The organism is Shewanella sp. SM73 (genome assembly GCF_025653795.1).
GTDB lineage: Bacteria > Pseudomonadota > Gammaproteobacteria > Enterobacterales > Shewanellaceae > Shewanella > Shewanella oncorhynchi.
In genome coordinates this window covers 38909-56208 of record NZ_JAKKRY010000002.1, presented here as the reverse complement: position 1 = coordinate 56208, position 17300 = coordinate 38909, and the positions used below count along the sequence as shown (strand labels likewise).

17 protein-coding genes are annotated in these 17300 nt (G+C 44.2%); 10 read left to right on the top strand and 7 right to left on the bottom strand.

Annotated elements, in window-relative coordinates; all coding sequences use genetic code 11:
• Positions 1 to 114: 114 nt before the first annotated feature.
• The gene (locus L5M51_RS03480) at positions 115 to 768 is read right to left on the bottom strand and encodes an oxygen-insensitive NAD(P)H-dependent nitroreductase NfsB (RefSeq protein WP_028761757.1); all 654 of its coding nucleotides are present in this window, start codon (positions 766 to 768) and stop codon (positions 115 to 117) included.
• A gap of 162 nt (positions 769 to 930) precedes the next feature.
• Here L5M51_RS03480 and L5M51_RS03475 point away from each other — a divergent pair, with 162 nt between their 5' ends.
• The 4 genes from L5M51_RS03475 to L5M51_RS03460 all read left to right on the top strand — a co-directional run bounded on the left by L5M51_RS03475 (position 931) and on the right by L5M51_RS03460 (position 4625).
• Positions 931 to 1296 (top strand): glyoxalase superfamily protein, encoded by a 366-nt coding sequence (locus L5M51_RS03475; RefSeq protein WP_105251592.1) that lies wholly within the window; start codon positions 931 to 933, stop codon positions 1294 to 1296.
• Between the two features lie 77 nt (positions 1297 to 1373).
• Complete coding sequence (locus tag L5M51_RS03470) at positions 1374 to 1730, top strand: DUF6547 family protein (protein WP_251069017.1); 357 nt, start codon at positions 1374 to 1376, stop codon at positions 1728 to 1730.
• A gap of 613 nt (positions 1731 to 2343) precedes the next feature.
• A complete protein-coding gene (locus tag L5M51_RS03465; protein ID WP_263171621.1) occupies positions 2344 to 3081 on the top strand; it encodes a hypothetical protein in 738 nt (245 codons plus the stop codon).
• Positions 3082 to 3407: 326 nt separating this feature from the next.
• Positions 3408 to 4625: an IS4 family transposase gene (locus tag L5M51_RS03460; protein WP_263171620.1), complete on the top strand. Its 1218-nt coding sequence runs from the start codon at positions 3408 to 3410 to the stop codon at positions 4623 to 4625.
• A gap of 293 nt (positions 4626 to 4918) precedes the next feature.
• On the opposite strand, the gene L5M51_RS03455 is transcribed toward L5M51_RS03460, so the two are convergent.
• The 3 genes from L5M51_RS03455 to L5M51_RS03445 are packed head-to-tail and all read right to left on the bottom strand — an operon-like array spanning position 4919 to position 7059.
• A complete protein-coding gene (locus L5M51_RS03455) occupies positions 4919 to 5644 on the bottom strand; it encodes an amino acid ABC transporter ATP-binding protein (protein ID WP_028761645.1) in 726 nt (241 codons plus the stop codon).
• The gene (locus L5M51_RS03450; RefSeq protein WP_006085903.1) at positions 5637 to 6317 is read right to left on the bottom strand and encodes an amino acid ABC transporter permease; all 681 of its coding nucleotides are present in this window, start codon (positions 6315 to 6317) and stop codon (positions 5637 to 5639) included. Before L5M51_RS03450 ends, L5M51_RS03455 begins: the two co-directional genes overlap by 8 nt.
• A gap of 7 nt (positions 6318 to 6324) precedes the next feature.
• The gene (locus L5M51_RS03445) at positions 6325 to 7059 is read right to left on the bottom strand and encodes a basic amino acid ABC transporter substrate-binding protein (protein ID WP_173496786.1); all 735 of its coding nucleotides are present in this window, start codon (positions 7057 to 7059) and stop codon (positions 6325 to 6327) included.
• 433 nt (positions 7060 to 7492) lie between these two features.
• On the opposite strand from L5M51_RS03445, the gene L5M51_RS03440 reads away from it, so the two are divergent.
• Positions 7493 to 8311, top strand: coding sequence for a hypothetical protein (locus tag L5M51_RS03440; RefSeq protein WP_263171619.1), 819 nt, complete (start codon positions 7493 to 7495; stop codon positions 8309 to 8311).
• An 8-nt stretch (positions 8312 to 8319) separates the two neighbouring features.
• Here the strand turns inward: L5M51_RS03440 and L5M51_RS03435 are convergent, their stop codons facing one another.
• On the bottom strand, positions 8320 to 9210 hold the full coding sequence (locus L5M51_RS03435) for a LysR family transcriptional regulator (protein ID WP_113938996.1): 891 nt from the start codon (positions 9208 to 9210) through the stop codon (positions 8320 to 8322).
• Between the two features lie 122 nt (positions 9211 to 9332).
• Between L5M51_RS03435 and L5M51_RS03430 the strand changes: the two genes are divergently transcribed.
• The 5 genes from L5M51_RS03430 (at position 9333) to L5M51_RS03410 (ending at position 13591) form a co-directional block, all read left to right on the top strand.
• Positions 9333 to 9767: a CidA/LrgA family protein gene (locus L5M51_RS03430; protein WP_028761649.1), complete on the top strand. Its 435-nt coding sequence runs from the start codon at positions 9333 to 9335 to the stop codon at positions 9765 to 9767.
• A gap of 2 nt (positions 9768 to 9769) precedes the next feature.
• Positions 9770 to 10489: an LrgB family protein gene (locus tag L5M51_RS03425; protein WP_263171893.1), complete on the top strand. Its 720-nt coding sequence runs from the start codon at positions 9770 to 9772 to the stop codon at positions 10487 to 10489.
• Positions 10490 to 10664: 175 nt separating this feature from the next.
• On the top strand, positions 10665 to 11156 hold the full coding sequence (locus L5M51_RS03420; RefSeq protein WP_263171618.1) for a GNAT family N-acetyltransferase: 492 nt from the start codon (positions 10665 to 10667) through the stop codon (positions 11154 to 11156).
• A 396-nt stretch (positions 11157 to 11552) separates the two neighbouring features.
• Positions 11553 to 12521: a D-alanyl-D-alanine endopeptidase gene (pbpG, locus tag L5M51_RS03415; protein ID WP_105251600.1), complete on the top strand. Its 969-nt coding sequence runs from the start codon at positions 11553 to 11555 to the stop codon at positions 12519 to 12521.
• 164 nt (positions 12522 to 12685) lie between these two features.
• Positions 12686 to 13591 (top strand): hypothetical protein, encoded by a 906-nt coding sequence (locus L5M51_RS03410; RefSeq protein ID WP_263171617.1) that lies wholly within the window; start codon positions 12686 to 12688, stop codon positions 13589 to 13591.
• Positions 13592 to 13620: 29 nt separating this feature from the next.
• On the opposite strand, the gene L5M51_RS03405 is transcribed toward L5M51_RS03410, so the two are convergent.
• A complete protein-coding gene (locus tag L5M51_RS03405; RefSeq protein ID WP_025008445.1) occupies positions 13621 to 14718 on the bottom strand; it encodes a calcium:proton antiporter in 1098 nt (365 codons plus the stop codon).
• A 143-nt stretch (positions 14719 to 14861) separates the two neighbouring features.
• The gene (locus tag L5M51_RS03400; protein WP_263171616.1) at positions 14862 to 17174 is read right to left on the bottom strand and encodes a toxin-antitoxin system YwqK family antitoxin; all 2313 of its coding nucleotides are present in this window, start codon (positions 17172 to 17174) and stop codon (positions 14862 to 14864) included.
• Between the last annotated feature and the right edge of the window lie 126 nt (positions 17175 to 17300).

Here is a 17300-nt window from a genome sequence, read left to right as displayed (position 1 = left end):
ACAGCAGTTAGGTTTTAGGGGAAGGCAGTTAAGAGAGGGCTAGTTTTAGACATGATGCCCTTGTTTATATCACATAAAATCAAGGGCATGCTTATTTTTACATAGAGTGAAGGACTAGATTTCGGTGAAGATCACTTCTTGATCTAAGCGAGACTTAGGCAATTTAGCGTTGAAATCATTTTCTGAGTGATAACCTAATGCGACAACCACACAGGCACATAGACCTTGCTCTCTTAAGCCTAAGACTTGATTCATTTTAGTGGCATCAAAACCTTCGATCGGACACGCATCAATATCTAATACACTTGCACCGAGCATTAAAGTGCCAAGCGCTAAGTAGACTTGTTTTTCCATCCAATGTTGGGCATCTTTCAGCTCAAATTTATGCATATTAGCGAAAAAAGAGCGGCCATTATGTTGGCCTTGCTTGGCTTCTTCATTAGCAAAGCGGCCATCCTTTGCTTCTTGCTCGAGCACTTGCAGTAAGTGTGCTTCATCTAATTGAGCACGAGCACAGAGTACGAGCACATGGGAAGCATCGAGAATTTTTTGGGTATTAAACGCATAGTTTTCGGTCGCTTGGGCAACTAACGCTTTACCTTCCGCCGTACTCGCTAACACAAAATGCCAAGGCTGTGAGTTAGTCGATGATGGGCTGTACTGCAATAAGGTTTTGATTTCTGCTATTTTATCCGCAGGAATCGTCTTAGTTGGATCAAAGGCCTTAGTGGTGTAGCGCTTTTTGGCGAAGAAACTTAAATCACTCATGTAACGGCTCCAAATCATTAAGGAATACAAATTCAATGGCAGCATTTTAAGCAGGTTTAAGTAAAAAACAATGTGATCAAGGCAGGTATTAGTTTCAAAAAAAATTTGAAACTGGGTGCTTATGCGCACTAGACAAAGCTTATGTGTGATGGAGTCGATGGCATGAAGTTTCAGACAATCCCAATTATGCGGATCTTTGATGAAGATAAAGCCAAAGAGTTTTACCTTGGCTTTCTGGGGATGGAATTAGATTGGGAACATCGCTTTGAGGATGGCTACCCGATTTATATACAAGTTTCACTTGGCAATTTTGTTTTGCACTTGAGTGAACATTCAGGCGACTGTACTCCTGGCTGTAAGGTTTTTGTGAATGTGAGTGAACTTGATCAATTATTTGCTCATGTGACTTCTAAGCCATATAAATACAACAAACCTAGTATTGAAGATGCGCCTTGGGGCGATCGTTGCTTTACTGTAACAGATCCGTTTTCAAACAGGATTTTGTTTAATGAAGCAGCAGACACATAACAGAGTGAGGCATTCGAGACCCGCGGCATTTACAAGTTTACGCGCATGGGCACTGCGTTATGCTCTCAGGAGAAAAAATGAGTTCAGTTGAATTGTGGAAAAGCTTTGTTGACGAGTTTGCTCAGTTACATGATGGAGTATTTGAAAAATGGGTCTTGCAAGAAGGGAGCTATCCAAACAGGCAGGAAAATTCAGAAATAAATGAGTTCTTAAAGTCACTAACTGTCCAGCAAAGAGAGATTCTCGTCAAGATGCTTATTAATGCTAGACGTGGTGGTATTCATGATGCCTTAGTACGACTTAATGACAGAATGGACTGCGAAAATGGTCAGTATTACGAAAACGGCATTGAGATGGAATTTCAGCCCTTTAGTTCCACCCTTTACTATGACTATGTTTGTCGCCGAGAAGGGGATAATTGGGAGCAAGAATAGGTATTATCGGAATATCTCGCTTCCAATGATCACCCTGCATATAGCCTAGCACACAGCTGAATGATTTCAGTTACTTAACAAAGTCATCGCTGGTTGAAGGCAAACCAAAAGTGCATTATGTTGTTGGTTTAAAATGGATGGCTTGATTTATTATTCGCTAACGCGGATCCGCTTATACCCAACGTTATGTGTAAGGGAATCTTAATGATCGAAAGACCCAAAGTAATAAACCTCACAGAAGCCAGAACGATTCGCAAAGTCCATTGCGGAGAGTGTAACTGGGAGCAGGAAATAGCTGCTATCACTGAAGCTGAGATAAAATGTTGCCCTTGGTGCGGCTGGAGCGATCTGGAAATAAGTACTTTAAAAGCAGAAGGTGGCTTCCAAGAAATAGAATGTCAAAAGCACGGTAGAGTTACGGTTCTACTACCTAGCTGCAACATTGATCCACTAGACTTCATGAACAACTTATTTTGTCCATTCTGTGAGTAACACATAACAATGCAAACCAGCCTGATGGCTTTTTCGTTCCTTGTTTTGCTACGCTACCGCAAAACAATCCAATACAAAGCAGCTGTTTGTGGCTATGCGTGAAGAGAGATCGGATATATAAATGGAAAAAGCATTAATAGATATTAGGTATTACGCTAGCGACTCCCTATATGAGAAAGGTAAAAGTCTACCTTCGAGTTGTTCTAGCTTTTTCAAATTTCCTAAGCTGCTTCATTACTGGGGTGCTCGTATAGCCACAATACTTGGTGCAAATGGATTATCCCTCGGAGAATTCGATCACCTATATGTAAACTACACAAATGCTATTCCAGAAGGCACGATGGTTTTTTCTGATAGAACACCAGAAAAGTGGCTTAGGTATATAGATTGCGGTGTAAATTTTGAGAAATTAAAATCATTAAATGAGTCCGAACTTGAACAATTTGTAATTCGCAGTACCTTTGAGTGTCTTGAGCACCTTTGTAAGTTGAGCATAGAAAAAACCGAAAAAATCAAGCTTGCTTCAAACGAGGTGGAAAGATTTGGTTCTGCGGTCGAGCTTCCGGTTAAGGCAAAACATACTAAGTCATATTCGGTTCTGGTTTCATATAAATTGCGCCCAAATGGCGAAGCATCTCATGGGCTTGTAAAATACATTAACCACAAAACAGGTGCTACTTTCACTAAAAGGTTTGTTGATCTTAAGGGACCATCGGATATATTTCCTCTTGTCGGTACAATTTCAGTAAAAGATGGAAAAGTCCTGATCACGCCGAGGGCATCATTTAAAGCTAGCCTTTACACAAATTCATATCAGATTCCAATGGAGATTGATTTAAGTGAAGCGGCAAGCGCATAACAAGGCGCTGCTAGGGACAAATCTGCGCTGCGCTTCGGTTTGTCCTAGAGCGCGGCGTTAATCCATAGAAAATTTAATCCGAAAATCATAGATTAGAGCAAGAATTCTAACTCATTTATGTCTACTAGCTTTTTACGTATATATAGCAAAACTGGTAGTTAAAATTGGCATTGGGTCACCAGTGACCGTCCGTGACAGGGATGTCACGGTTGAGCCCTGAAGAATCCCCTGATGATTTACATATAAATCATTAGATTGGAGTGAACTTACACCTTGAAGTGTGATCTGATGGAAGTGCGAACAAACATCAATCACAGGGCTTCAAGGTGCAAGTGTTAACTATCTTACATCAATCTCTCTATCAACATTGTCCAGAAATCCATCAAAAGCGACTCAATACCCTCATGGTTGCTTGCCGAGCACTTATCAACGCGGATTGCCTCACCCTAACGCATTTAGGGCGGCACATTGATGGCACCAGCACTCATACTAAGCACTCAATAAAACGCATGGATAGATTGTTGGGCAACCCGCATCTTCACTATGAAAGAATGGCTGTTTATCAGTGGCATGCAAAGTGGTTGCTAACAGCACATACGATGCCGACAATATTGGTGGATTGGTCAGATATGCGTGAAGGTCGTGAGCTTATTGCGCTACGCGCCTCTATCGCTATCAAAGGTCGCTCTATCACGCTCTACGAACGAACATTTCCGTTAGTGCTGCAAGGCACTCAAACCGCCCATAATCAGTTTCTTAATGAACTCAGAAAAGTATTACCTGACAACATCACCCCACTGATAGTCACTGACGCGGGCTTTCGTAATCCATGGTTTCGAAAAGTCGAGCAGCTCGGTTGGTATTGGCTGGGTCGCGTTAGAGGATTGAGTGTCTATCGGCCGCATCCTTTCGGTCGCCAATTTTCACTAAAAGCGCTTTATCCCCAAGCCCGTCGTCGCGCAAAACATGTTGGGCGGGTGGCGTTATCGGTAAAGAAACCTTTGTTATGTGAGATGGTATTGTTCAGGGCCCCAAGTAAAGGCAGAAAAGGTCAGCGAAGTACGACAACAGACTGTCACCATACTGCGCAATGGACGTATGAGTTGACCGCCAAAGAGCCTTGGGCACTGGTGACTAACTTGACCATGGAAGCCATGTCGCCTCAAAAACTGGTCAATATCTACCAAAAGCGGATGCAAATAGAAGAAACCTTTAGAGATTTAAAAAGTCCCGCTTATGGCTTTGGTTTACGTCATAGCAGAACACGTTACGCGGCGAGGATGGATATACTGCTATTGATAGCATTATTGGTGCAACTGGCATTTTGGTGGGTAGGATTATACGGGGAAACACAGCAATTACAGCGGCACTTCCAAGCAAACACGATAAAGAAAAGGAATGTGCTATCAACAATCAGGATGGGCAAAGAACTGCTGCTGCGGCGACGGCATGATTACCCCATATCAGCAGATGATTTGCTTTGTGCTGCGAAGAAACTAGCTGAACTCTCATTAATTCATGGTTGTTGGGGTTATGAATTATGAGGGGATCCTACAGCGTCGAGCCTATAAGGACATATTCACGGCGTGTCGCTGGAGACACAATGACAATAAACTCCCTGAACAGATAAACGGCTATTTAGCTTTTGTTCAATACCTATTAATTCAAAGGCATAATTTTTATGGTGTTGTGAAAGATGATTGTATCCTGACTTGTCTAATTTAGTCTTTGTCATAAACGTTGAATGTTGGGATCCTAATTTGAATCCTTCGCTCACTGCACGTACTTATAAAGGTCATGACAGTGAGCGTGAGTGACAGGACTTAAGCCGCTTAAGCTAGCGTAATACTTTGCTTAAAAATGCTTGGGTACGGGCTTCTTTCGGGTGGCTAAATAGTTCATCGGGTGGGCTTGATTCGACTACATAACCGCCGTCCATAAAGATCACTCGATCGGATACATCGCGCGCAAAGCCCATTTCGTGGGTGACAATGACCATGGTCATGCCCTTTAACGCTAAGTCTTTCATCACATCTAATACATCCCCGACCATTTCAGGATCGAGTGCCGATGTTGGCTCATCGAACAGCATCAAGTCTGGTTCCATGGCCAATGCGCGGGCAATGGCGACCCTTTGCTTCTGGCCGCCCGATAAACTGGCCGGATAGGCATTGGCTTTGTCACTTAAGCCAACCTGTGCCAGTAGGTCGAGGGCTTTGGTCTCGGCCTGAGCTGGCGTCATCAGTTTTAGACTAATGGGCGCTAAGGTGATGTTTTGGATGACGGTTTTATGGGGGAACAAGTTAAAGTTTTGAAACACCATGCCCACTTTTTGCCGCAGTTTATCTACGCAGGCGTTTGGCGCTGTGATCAATTGACCTTCAATCTCGATATCGCCTTGGCTTGGCTGCTCTAACAGATTGATACAGCGCAAAAAGGTACTCTTGCCACTGCCGCTTGGACCGATCACGCTCACTACTTCGCCCTGACGAATATGCTCGCTAATGCCCTTGAGCACTTGGTTATCGCCGAAGTTTTTATGCAGGTTGGTTATTTTAATCACTTTGTTTCAACCTCTTTTCAAATTTCGACAGCACAAACGTAAAGCTGTAGGTCAGGAATAGGTAAATAAGGGCGCAGGTAAATAAGGGCACACTGTCCTCGAAGGTACGGCTACGGATGATTTCACCGGCGCGCATAAGGTCAACACCACCGATAAAGCCAATGACGGCGGTTTCCTTGAGGAGCACGATAAATTCATTACCAAGTGCGGGCAGAATATTCTTAATCGCTTGGGGCAGAATAATCGATTTCATGGTCATTGCTTGGGACAAGCCAAGTGAACGGGCCGCTTCGGTTTGACCTTTATCAACGGCTTGAATCCCTGCGCGGATTATCTCAGAAATATACGCGCCGCTATTGAGACCAAAAGCGATAATGGCGGCGGTGATTTTATCGACATCTAAGGCTGAAAGCACGATGAAGTAAAGGATCACTAATTGCACAACTACTGGGGTGCCACGGATCACACCGACATAAAGATTGGCGGGGAAGCGGATATACCACTTAGACGACATCTTCATAAAGGTGGTGCCAATGCCTAACACTGCGCCTAATAACATGGCGAAGAAAGTGACGATTAACGTCACTTTCAAACCATTTAATATCAGCAGTATGCCTATCATGCCATCTTCGCCAATCGGGCTAAACAGCGAGGTATTAATTGCGTCTATCATGCTGATATCACTTTATATGGGCAGAAACGAGCGTCTGATATTGGCCGTCGGCTTTCATGTTAGCCAGTGTTTTATTGATGCTCGCTAACAGTTCAGGCTGCTCTTTCGACACGGCGAAACCATAAAACTCAGCAGGAAAATCCAGTTTAATCATCTTTAATTCAGGATTTTTAGCCAGATAGTTAGCGGCAGGTTCGCTGTCGAATAACACTAAATCTACCTTTGAATTTTTAAGCTCCATAATGGCTTCGAAACCCGTATTAAAGGCGGTGATATTTTGGGTGTATTTTTTCGACATTATGTCAGCGGTTGTGCCTAACTGCACCGCAAAGTGTTTGCCTTTAATATCTTCAAGCGTATGAATGCTATCGTTATCTTTGTTGACTAGTACGACTTGAGTCGCTTCGTAGTAAGGCTCAGAGAAGTTTACGTTGGCCTGACGTTCAGCGGTTATCGTCATACCTGAGGCGATAAAATCAATCTTGCCTGAGTTGAGTGCGACGATCAGTGAATCGAATTTCATGTTTTCGACTTTCAGTTTCTTGCCTGCATCTTTAGCGATTTGCTTGGCAAGATCGATATCAAAGCCTTTGATTTCATCGCCACTTTGGCCGCCAACATATTCAAAAGGAGGGAAGGCGGCATTGGTGCCAACGACTAACACGTCATCGCTTTTTCCGCATCCAGCTAACAACAAGGTGGCAGTTAAGGTCAGGCCGCCTAATAACATGGACTTTTTCATTTAAGACTCTCTTGTTCGATTTCACTATCAGTGTGGCGACTATAGGCAGATGAGCATTAAGTGTCAATAATTATGCTGTTAATTTGATTAAAAATTCATTTCTATTTTGCGGTTTTCAGTCGCAAGATTGAGGCCAGCTGCTTTCCTGTACAAATTTGTGTGTAAGTTGTTTTTTCTGGGTTGAATTATTGTGCTTTGGTCTATAACTATTGTTACTGTTAGGTTTTTGGCTATCTATACTTCTGTGGTGTTTATTAGTGGCTTCTCAATGAGAGTGTCATAATTTGAACTATCGCCTATTATTCTTTGATTAAATTGGCTAGCTTAGCCGCTCTTTAACGGCAACCTTAGTTGGTGTTATTCCTATTTTATGCAGTTTAATCCTCTGGCTGATTTGATTATCAAGCTAGAAACGATGTTTCAGGAGTCAAAAGTGAACTATCTCAACTCAGCATTAGTGTGCTTAGCCCTGTGCTTATCGAGTGCACTGCAGGCCGAAGAGCAAACTCAGTGGCATTACAGCTTAGGCAGCCATGATTTTGTGGTCGAGGATTCTCACACCTTAGGGGTGAATGCGAGTCTATTGTTAGAACATAAAACCCAAAGCGATATTTTGCTGACGGCGGCGCTGGATGCCTATTTAGACGTAGATGTCGATAAACTCGATCCTGACCACATCCCTGTGTGGTTTAAGTCTGCCTATGCCGCGAGCGGTGAACTTTATCGTGTTAATCCCGCGTTTTCATTCGGTTGGCAGTTCGATTTACAGGGAAAGCGTAATACCGTTAGCTCGGTTGAGAAACAAGCGAAGGTATTTCCTGGGCTGACAGCTAACTTTGATGGGCAAGCATTACAGGCTCAGTTCAATGCGGGTGCGGGTTATTACTATCTCGAAATCGATGACGATGTGCCTAGAACTCGAGGTTACGATCGTGGCGATTTTGGCAATGGTACGTTTGCTTATACCTTTATGGGAAGTGTAGGGGCTAATGTGACGCCTAAGCTACATATGCAAGTGGCCGCACAAACCTGGCAAGACGAGGATAAATGGTTAGAGAATCAATATCGCTTTGAGCTGAGTTACCAAACCGATTTTTGGCGGACTAATAGCGTGTTAATGCTGAGTGCTGAGCACACGCAATACAATTTAGACCACTATGCCAAAGTCGATGTTAACTCGGCTGAGTATTTGCCTATTCTGCCATGGGATAGCGATACGCTAGTGCGTTTAAGCTTAGTGGTTCCTTGGTAAGAATAGGGTTATTTATGGGTTAAGTGCTTCTCGACTAAGGCGATCATGGCTTGAGCCGCGAAGGATAAAACTTGGTCTTTGCGCCAAAAGAGGGATAACTCCCAGCGCAGCTCGTCACTCGCCAGCGGGATATTTACGACGCCTGACACGCTGTAGCGCCGCGCGATGGAGCGCGGTAATACCATAACCCCTGTGCCCGCGGCGACTAAGGCAATACCGAAATCGGCTTGGCTAACGCGGGTGATGTTTTTAGGGACAAATCCGGCGTGTCGGCAGGCATTGAGCACTAATTGGTAGAGAGTGTATTCGGTTTCGAACATCACCTGAGGGTCGGCACTAAGATCGCTAAATGACAATATCTGTCGGGTGGATAACGGATTTTCCTTAGGCAGCACTACTACCATAGGATCGTTAAACACGCGTATGCCGTCATAACCCTCATCAAAATCAATAATCCCAGTGGCCAGTTCAATTTCGCCCTTTTGGATTGCCGCGGTTTGCTCTACACCGCCACGGACGAGTAAGTGCATCTCTATCTGCGGATATTGCTGGCGATATTTGGCAATAATCGGGGCAAAAATTTCGGCACTACCTAGAGGAGCCAATCCGAGATTGAGTTCGCCCGCGGTTAAGCTGCGTTGGGCCGTGAGTTCAGCGAGCATGCGTTGTCGGCCAGCGAGTAACTCTTTGCCATGTCGATAAACAACTTCGCCCGCGGGCGTGAGTTTGACTTGGGTGCCGCGTTTACCGCGTTCGAGTAAGATGAGGTCTAGCTCCTCTTCCAATTGGCGTACGGCCTTTGATAGTGCAGGTTGGGTGAGATGGACTTTTTCGCTGGCTTTACCGAAGCCTCCAGCATCGACGATTTCGATAAAATAGCGGATAACTTTGAGGTCCATTAAGGTTCACCTTTAAATGTATTCTTAAAATTCATGCATTACATTCTTAATATTCATTTTTTTTATCAAATAGGCAAGCCTAGAATAGCCCTATAGAAAACTTTGTTCTAACCGAGAAAATCATGTCATTCCCACAAGCCGCAATACGTCAGTGTCGACATTGGGCTTTGTTATTAAGCCAAATCGGCCTCTTCTGTTTACTGTCCTTCGCATGTCACTGGTTCGCCACTTGGGCACATTCTCCTATTCCAGGGAGTGTGATTGGCTTAGGCATACTCTTATTTTTATTAGGTTTTAAACTCATTCCTGAAAATGCCGTACAACTGGGCGCCGCTTGGTTGATTGGTGAGTTATTGCTGTTTTTCATCCCGCCAGTGATATCCGTTATTAAGTACGAAGGTTTGTTTGAGCAATACGGCACCAATATATTGTTCACTTTAGTGATGGGCAGTGTGTGTGTGATGTTTGGTACAGGCTTTGTGGTCGATAGAGTGTTTCGTTTTGAGCGCCAACTGAACATCAAAAAGCAAGCCCGTCGCCACGCTAAGGCGGCTTAATGATGACAGACTCAAAAGTGGTGGATTTTGTGTTGTCGCAGACCGGATTAGCCTTATTCAGCTTATTGCTGACCATATTCTGTTACTTCGGCGCCAAGCGTCTCTATAAGTACCATAGAGTCTGGTGGTTAGCGCCCATAGTGTTAGCGCCCATAGTGATTACCTTATTGGTGTTTAATCTTAAGATCCCGCTGCCAACCTATTTTGAATACACCCATTGGTTGATGGCTATGTTAGCGCCAGCGACTATCGCCTTTGCTTTGCCGATTTATCGTGAGCGTAACTTGATCCGCCAGTATCCGCTGACGATAGGGTTAGGTGTAACGGCCGGATTGTTTCTGGGGATGATGTCTTCTTGGCTGCTGGTGAAGTTTGTGCCTCTGCCGGTGGAGTTGTCTAAGAGTTTGCTGGTACGTTCGGTGTCGACTCCCTTTGCGATGGAGGCGACTAGTGCCTTTGGCGGCGTGCCTGAGTTGACGGCCATGATGGTGTTAATCACAGGCGTGATTGGCATGCTGGTGTGTGAGCCGTTATTTAAATTTATGCGGATTCGTACTTCGTTAGGTAAAGGTGTTGCTTTAGGGGCATCTGCCCATGGTGCTGGCGCCGCAAAAGCCAATGAAATCGGCAAGCAAGAGGGCGTTATCGCCAGTTTGACTATGATTTTTATTGGTATCGCTATGGTGTTAGGCGCACCCGTTTTTGCATTGATTTTTATCTAGGCTTTGAATGCTATCGTGTGAGTTTTATGGCTTGAATTTACACACCTCAATTTCGGCAAATTTGCCTCTTCGAGCGCTAACTCCTTCTCGGTTATGCGCTTTTTTTTTGAGCTTACCTTCATAAAATGTGGCATGCTGTACCAAGTTGAAATACATAGTATTAATGGTGATACCTATGTCTAGTAAGTCAGATAAACAGCCAAACACGCAATACAGCGTGAGTTTACGCCTGATTATTGAAAGTGATCTTGAAGCTATTTTTGTGCATCAAAGCGATCCCATTGCTAACCAGCTTGCTCAATTTCCTCCTCGAGATCGAGAGGCGTTTTTTAAACATTGGCATCAAAATATTCTGGGACAAGTGAATGTATTACCAAGGGCGATATTGGTCGATGGCAAGTTTGTGGGCAATATTGGGCATTGGCAAAGTGATGGACAAGCGCTGATAGGGTATTGGATTGACCGTGAATATTGGGGCAAAGGTATCGCGACACAGACCTTAGCGCAATTTTTGCCTTTAGTCAGTTTAAGACCCCTCTTTGCCCATGTGGCTAAACATAATTTAGCTTCACAGCGAGTGCTGCTCAGACACGGTTTTGTGCTGACAGACCAACTGATACAAGAGAGCGAAGATACTGAAGCCTTACTCGAATTTGTCTTACGCTAGCGGATAAGATGCTATAACGCGACATTTTAGGGCGTATGTTAACGCTTTCATTCGCCTAAAATGACGTATTTAGATGCTTGAAACCACTGTTGTACAGGGACTTTTGTTAAAAGTGCAAAAAGTCGCCCATTATTTTCATTTCAAATTATTCTACTGAAAAAAATATCTTTCTAAGATTTTGTCTCTACTACAATTGAAAGGTCTAGAGCTAGATGCTTTATTGCTCTGGATTGGTGACAGGTTAAGCTGGTTTTATATAAAAAAATTGAGAAGAAAGTGCTGATCTTACTGATAAAAGTCTAATTGCATTCTATTTCTTTCACTGTAGAACTCCTATACTTAGCCAAAACCTGTGCCATAGCACAATCGATCCCTTATCTATTCAGTGAAATCTATATGAAGATCCGTTTTCTGCTCAGTAGTTTTATTCTTGCGTGCAGCAGTCTCACCGTTGCCACGACAGCGCATTCAGCCGATTCGGCCTCTGTCGCATATAAAAGCACCAAAACTCAATCGACAGCAAAAACGAAGCAAGCACCATTAAAGCAAGAAATTGCAGGACGTAGTGCGATAGTCGTGGACTTAAAAACCAATGAAGTGCTTTATTCCAATAATCCTAATGCAGTAATGTCAATTGCATCTGTCACTAAGTTGATGACAGCTATGGTAGTGCTGGATGCAAAGTTACCTATGGAGCAAAAGCTTGCGGTAAATATCCGTGATACCAAAGAAATGAAAGGTGTTTATTCTCGAGTTCGTATCGGCAGTGAAATCAGCCGTAAAGAAATGTTATTACTGACCTTAATGTCATCAGAAAACCGTGCAGCTGCAAGTCTTGCACATCATTATCCCGGTGGTCATAAAGCTTTTATTAAGGCGATGAATGCCAAAGCAAAAGCGCTGGGAATGAAAAATACCCGCTATGTTGAACCTACAGGTTTATCCTATAAAAACGTTTCGAGTGCCAGTGATCTGATTGTATTACTCAAGGCCAGTGAAAAGTATCCTATGCTAGGCCAGCTGAGTTCGACCGAGAAGAAGACGGTTACCTTTGCCAACCCAAGATACAGTTTAGATTTTCGTAATACCAATCGTTTGGTTTATAAAGATAACTGGGATATTCATCTAACCAAAACAGGCTTTACGAATGCTGCGGGGCACTGCCTTGTGATGCGTACTGAAATGGCAAAACGCCAAGTGGCATTTGTCGTGCTCGATGCCTACGGCAAATATACGCATATTGCGGATGCTAACCGTTTACGTAACTGGCTAGAGACTGGCAAAGTCACTCCTATTCCTGCTGAAGCTAAGCAATACAAGAAACAACGTAGCCAGCAGCAATTAGCTAAGTTGAGTGAGACCTAGTTTCTCGGTTGCAGCTTTATAAAAGTACAAACACAAAGGCCAGATGAGCAATCAATCTGGCCTTTATGTTTTAACGCTTTGAGTTTCTACTCAATTTTGGTAAATTTATGATGGATTTGAGCGTACCATAGTCGTTATTTTATGTTCTCAAGGATGACATTCGTGTGGATGTATTTTTAAAAAAAATTCAACTTATCTATTTTCCCTTCTTATTTCTCAGCCTGTTATTTGTTTCTGGTTACAGTTTTGTCCATTGGCTGTTGTTGGTTAACCTTGAGTTTTTTAGCCTAGATGAAGATATCGTTAATTTGTGGCTGCCGCAGATACTGTCTTGGCTATTGTCGATCATTTATATCAGGCCTAGGCTAAAACGACTCAAGTTTGTTAAAGATAATTCGCGCTTTTTCTATTTATTGATTGCGGTGCAATTAATGGCTGTTCCTTGCATCGTTGCGCAGGAATATCTCAAGACTGCTACGGGGAAGTTAACGCAATTAGCATCGATACAAGAATTGTATCTCCATAAAAATACTCAGTATTATCAGTTGCAGCAATCTTATATTGATAAGACGCAAATTGGTTTGCAGCGAAGCCTAGAGGTTACAGGTAAACATAGTAGTCACTTAAATATGGCACTGTATATCGCTATGCCGATTTTTGCAGAGCGTGCAGACAGTTGGCATGCTAAGGCCCTCGCTTGGTATGGTAAAGTTTATCAGCAGGAGATCAGTAATCGACTTGAACCCGATGAGAAAGAAGCGCAATTCAAAGCGTTTTTGGCTAAATCCCTAAATGAGTTCAATGAGTTGGACCCCCAGAGTTTTGTTTACCTTGAACGATTAGCTCCATCCTCTCTTCGTTCAGAGTTGCTCAGCGCCGCACAAAAAAGTCCGCTTTACCAAGCCGAACATCAAACGATTTTTATGCCCAAATTTGAGCCATTTGAGGCTCGTAATGGCCATAAGTTAGTGTGGATTTTTATCTGGTTTGTTGTTGGCGCTTTAGTCTGGTTTGTACTCTTACTGCGGGTCAATCTGGATGAGAAAAGCGTAAAGCCGAGACGCAAATAAATCACGCTCGGCCTTGGATTTAATAAAGTTTAGGCATGTTCAAACATTAAGAACAAGTAAACGATAAACAAGACTATATGAGTCGCGCCATGCAATGCATTGGTGCGACCGCTACTAAAGCTTACCTTACATACCATTAAACTGGTGATTAATAGCACCATGTCGGCGGGTGACAGGCCTAAATGGACTTCTTGATCTATCACGCTGCCAATAATTAATACCGCGGGGACTGTGAGTGCAATCGTCGCGAGCACTGAGCCAAAATACAGATTCATCGCCCGCTGTAATTGATTGTTTAACGCGGCCTTAAAGCCTCCCACAGCTTCGGGAGATAAAATCAAGCAGGCCACAATAAAGCCCCCTAATGCCTGTGGAGCGCCTAGGGTAGCTACGCTGTAATTGATGGGCATAGCTAAGGTTTTTGCCAGCAAAATGACCACGAGTAAGTAGCCAATTAATAGAATCGTATGGTAAGCATTACTGCGCAGTATGCCGTGGTGTTCCTCATGGTCTTCATGATCGGCATCGACAAAGAAGTGGCTGTGGCTCTTCGTCTGTACCACTAAAAAGACGCCATAGAGCAGAATCGAAATAATGATCAGCATCCAAGACATGGCTTTAGACATGCCGCCAATAGTGCCACCTTCGGTAAAATTAGGCAGTACTAAACAGAGTAGGGCGAGGGGAATAATCGCCACGAGATAGGATTTTACGCCATCTAAGTTGAAATGCTGGGTATGGTAACGCCAGCCGCCAAGTAATAATGTAAAGCCTACTAAGCCATTGATGATCAACATGACGACGGCGAACATAGTGTCGCGCGCCATGACAGGGTTGGGTTCTCCGGTCAGCATCACGGAGGAGATCATCACCACTTCGAGTGAAATGACCGATAAAGTTAAGATTAAGGTGCCATAGGGATCGCCAAGCTTAATCGCTAGTGCATCTGAGTGGCGTACCACAGAGAAAATAGCCCAAGTCACTACACCCAATAGGGCGAGTGAAACGGGAATATAGGTCGAGAGGGCGGTGCCATCGGCGAGTAAGCTATCGCCACCGGTTTTAAAGAATACTAAGGTCAGTATTCCCAGTAGCAGGGCTAACTCGTCTTTCATAAATGTCTTCATAGGCAATTTGTCCTAAACGAAAAAAAAGGCCGTTAGTATAGACACTGGTTATGGCACACTTTGCATGAAACTTCCTTTAGATTTGGAGTTAAGGATAAATGTTTGAACTAGATCGCTTTTTAATCTAAAACCCCATTTTTAAGCTAGCCATGGTGTTCTGTTTTAATCAGCTTGCCGAGTTGATCATAATGATTCCAATCCCCTGATTCTCGATCGCTGAGATAACTGCCTTCAGTGCGTTTTTCACCATTAGGCCAAAAACTTTGCCATAGACCTTCCCTGCGATCCCTAAGATAAGTGCCTTGTTCGGCTAACTTGCCATTGTTGTGGTAATAGCTGGCATCGCCTTCTTTTTGGCCTTTCACCCAGGTTTCAACGAGTTCTGGCTTACCGTTCTGGTGATATTGCTTAACTTGACCATCAAGCGACCCCTTAGCATAAATTGCCTCTAATTTGAGTTGGCCGTTACTGTAATATTCTTTCGTTTGGCCATGGCTTTGACCGTCTAAAAACTCAGTGCTAGCAGCTTGCATCCCGTCCTCAAACCAGCTTTCCCACAGTCCAGTTTGATTACCTTTATCCATAGCCCCGCTGAGTTTTAGCTGGCCATTGTTGGGATAGTACTCGGCATATGGGCCTGTTTTATCATTTTTATCATAGGTTTCTGAGCGGTAAACCACTTGCTTAAAGCTGTAAAACTCGCGAATTCCGTGGCGCTTGTTTTCCTGCCAATGGCTTTTTTGCTGGACATTCCCCTCGGGGATTGTGCCATAGGTAGGGTCTTTTTCTTCGTAGCGATAATCCGTCCACAGACCGGTTTTTTGGTCGTCCAGATACTCCCCTGTCACACGGCGGCGTCCGTGGTAATACTCTGCATAGTTACCATTAAGTTTGCCATTGGCGAAGGTTTGCTCCCGTTGTTTCAGGCTTTCGCTGTACTGTATCCATAGGCCTTCTTTATTGCCGTTTTGATATGTGCCTTCTTCATTGGGATCACCATTGGCATACCAGCGGGCGAAATGGCCATCAAGAGGGTAACGACTGGTATTGTCTTTTTTATCCCGTGCGTAGTGAGATACTTCCCGAGGTTTACCGTTATCGTAAAATGACTCATATTTTCCGACCCATTGGCCATCGATACGTTCGCCGCGCTCACTCACTGTGCCGTCGTCAAAATAGGTTTCTGATTTCCCTGTTGGTTTACCTTCAACGTATTGATCTAGCGTCCGCAGCTTGCCATTGTTGTGGTAACGGCGTGATTCACCGTGACGCTGCCCTTGTCGCCATTGTTCGGAGGATTGCAGCTTGCCAGCGTGATAGCGCTCAAATAGACCATCCTTAAATCCCATGTCGTAGTGGCTTTTTTCGAGCAAATTGCCTTCGGTATCATAACGCTCCGATGGTCCATGAAGCGGGTATTGGCCATTGTCAGTCAGCTTTGAGTCTTGGTAGTTACGTAATTCTTTAAGTTGGCCGTTGTTGTGGAAATACTTTTGCGTACCAGCGAGTAGATCCTGTTTATAGTTGAGAGCACTGGTGAGAATGCCCTCGGCATTAAAATATTGCTGTGGCCCGTCTAATGCACCATTAACATACTGTTCTTCAACTTGTAATTTACCTGCATCATTATATTGCTGGCATTTCCCTTGGCGTTGCCCAGCGCTATATTGACAGCGGCTGGCGAGTTCACCATTGGGGTAAAATGTCCGTTCTTCACCCTCGAGCAGATTGAGATTAAACTGGCTGCTGCTCGATTTAGTCCCGTCATCGAAAAAGGTTTCCCATGCTCCTTGGCGACGGCCTTCTGCATCGAAGCGGCCCGTCACTGTGGCTTGTCCATTGGGATTTTGTTCTAAATAAGAACCTGAGAGTTGGTTGTTCGCATAGCTCTGGCTTTGGGACAAGGTACCGTTTTCATAGAAACTTTCCCATTTCCCGTAGCGCAGGTTATCGAGGTAACTTTCTTGGGCTTGCAGTTTGCCACTGGCATAGAAACGTTTTACTTGCTCCTTTTTACCGTCTTGATAGCGCGTCGTTTGGCTGAGATGGCCGCTGCTGTTGTATTCCTTCCATTCGCCCGTGGGCACGCCTTTGGCAAATTGCTGTTCCTCAGTAACTGCGCCGCTCAAATCGAACATATGCCAAGTGCCATCTTGATAACCCTGCTGATAGTTTCCTTCGACTAGCTTGCTGTTATTGGTATGAAATACTTGCCATTTACCATTAGGGATCCCCTCGGAAAACTGCCCTAAGGTATAGCCTTGGTTATCGCGCACTATGGCGATATCGCCATTTAAGGGCATGCCAGTGGCGAGATTGTAATAGCTGGGAATTCCGTCCTGTTGGCGGATTTCGACCATCATGGAGGAGAGATTTTGCGCTGCTTGTACATGGACACTGGTTAAGCTGGCTCCCGCAATCGCGAGGCTGATAAAGCGAAATGGCGTATTGAACATGCTGATTCCTTGCTCTGTTCTGGGTCTTAAGGCCGCGCGGTTTGCAGCCTATACAAGAATCCTAATTTTTTGCTGTTGAGTTTATTTATCGGGCTGTGCACTTATATACAGTGCACAGCGCCAAGG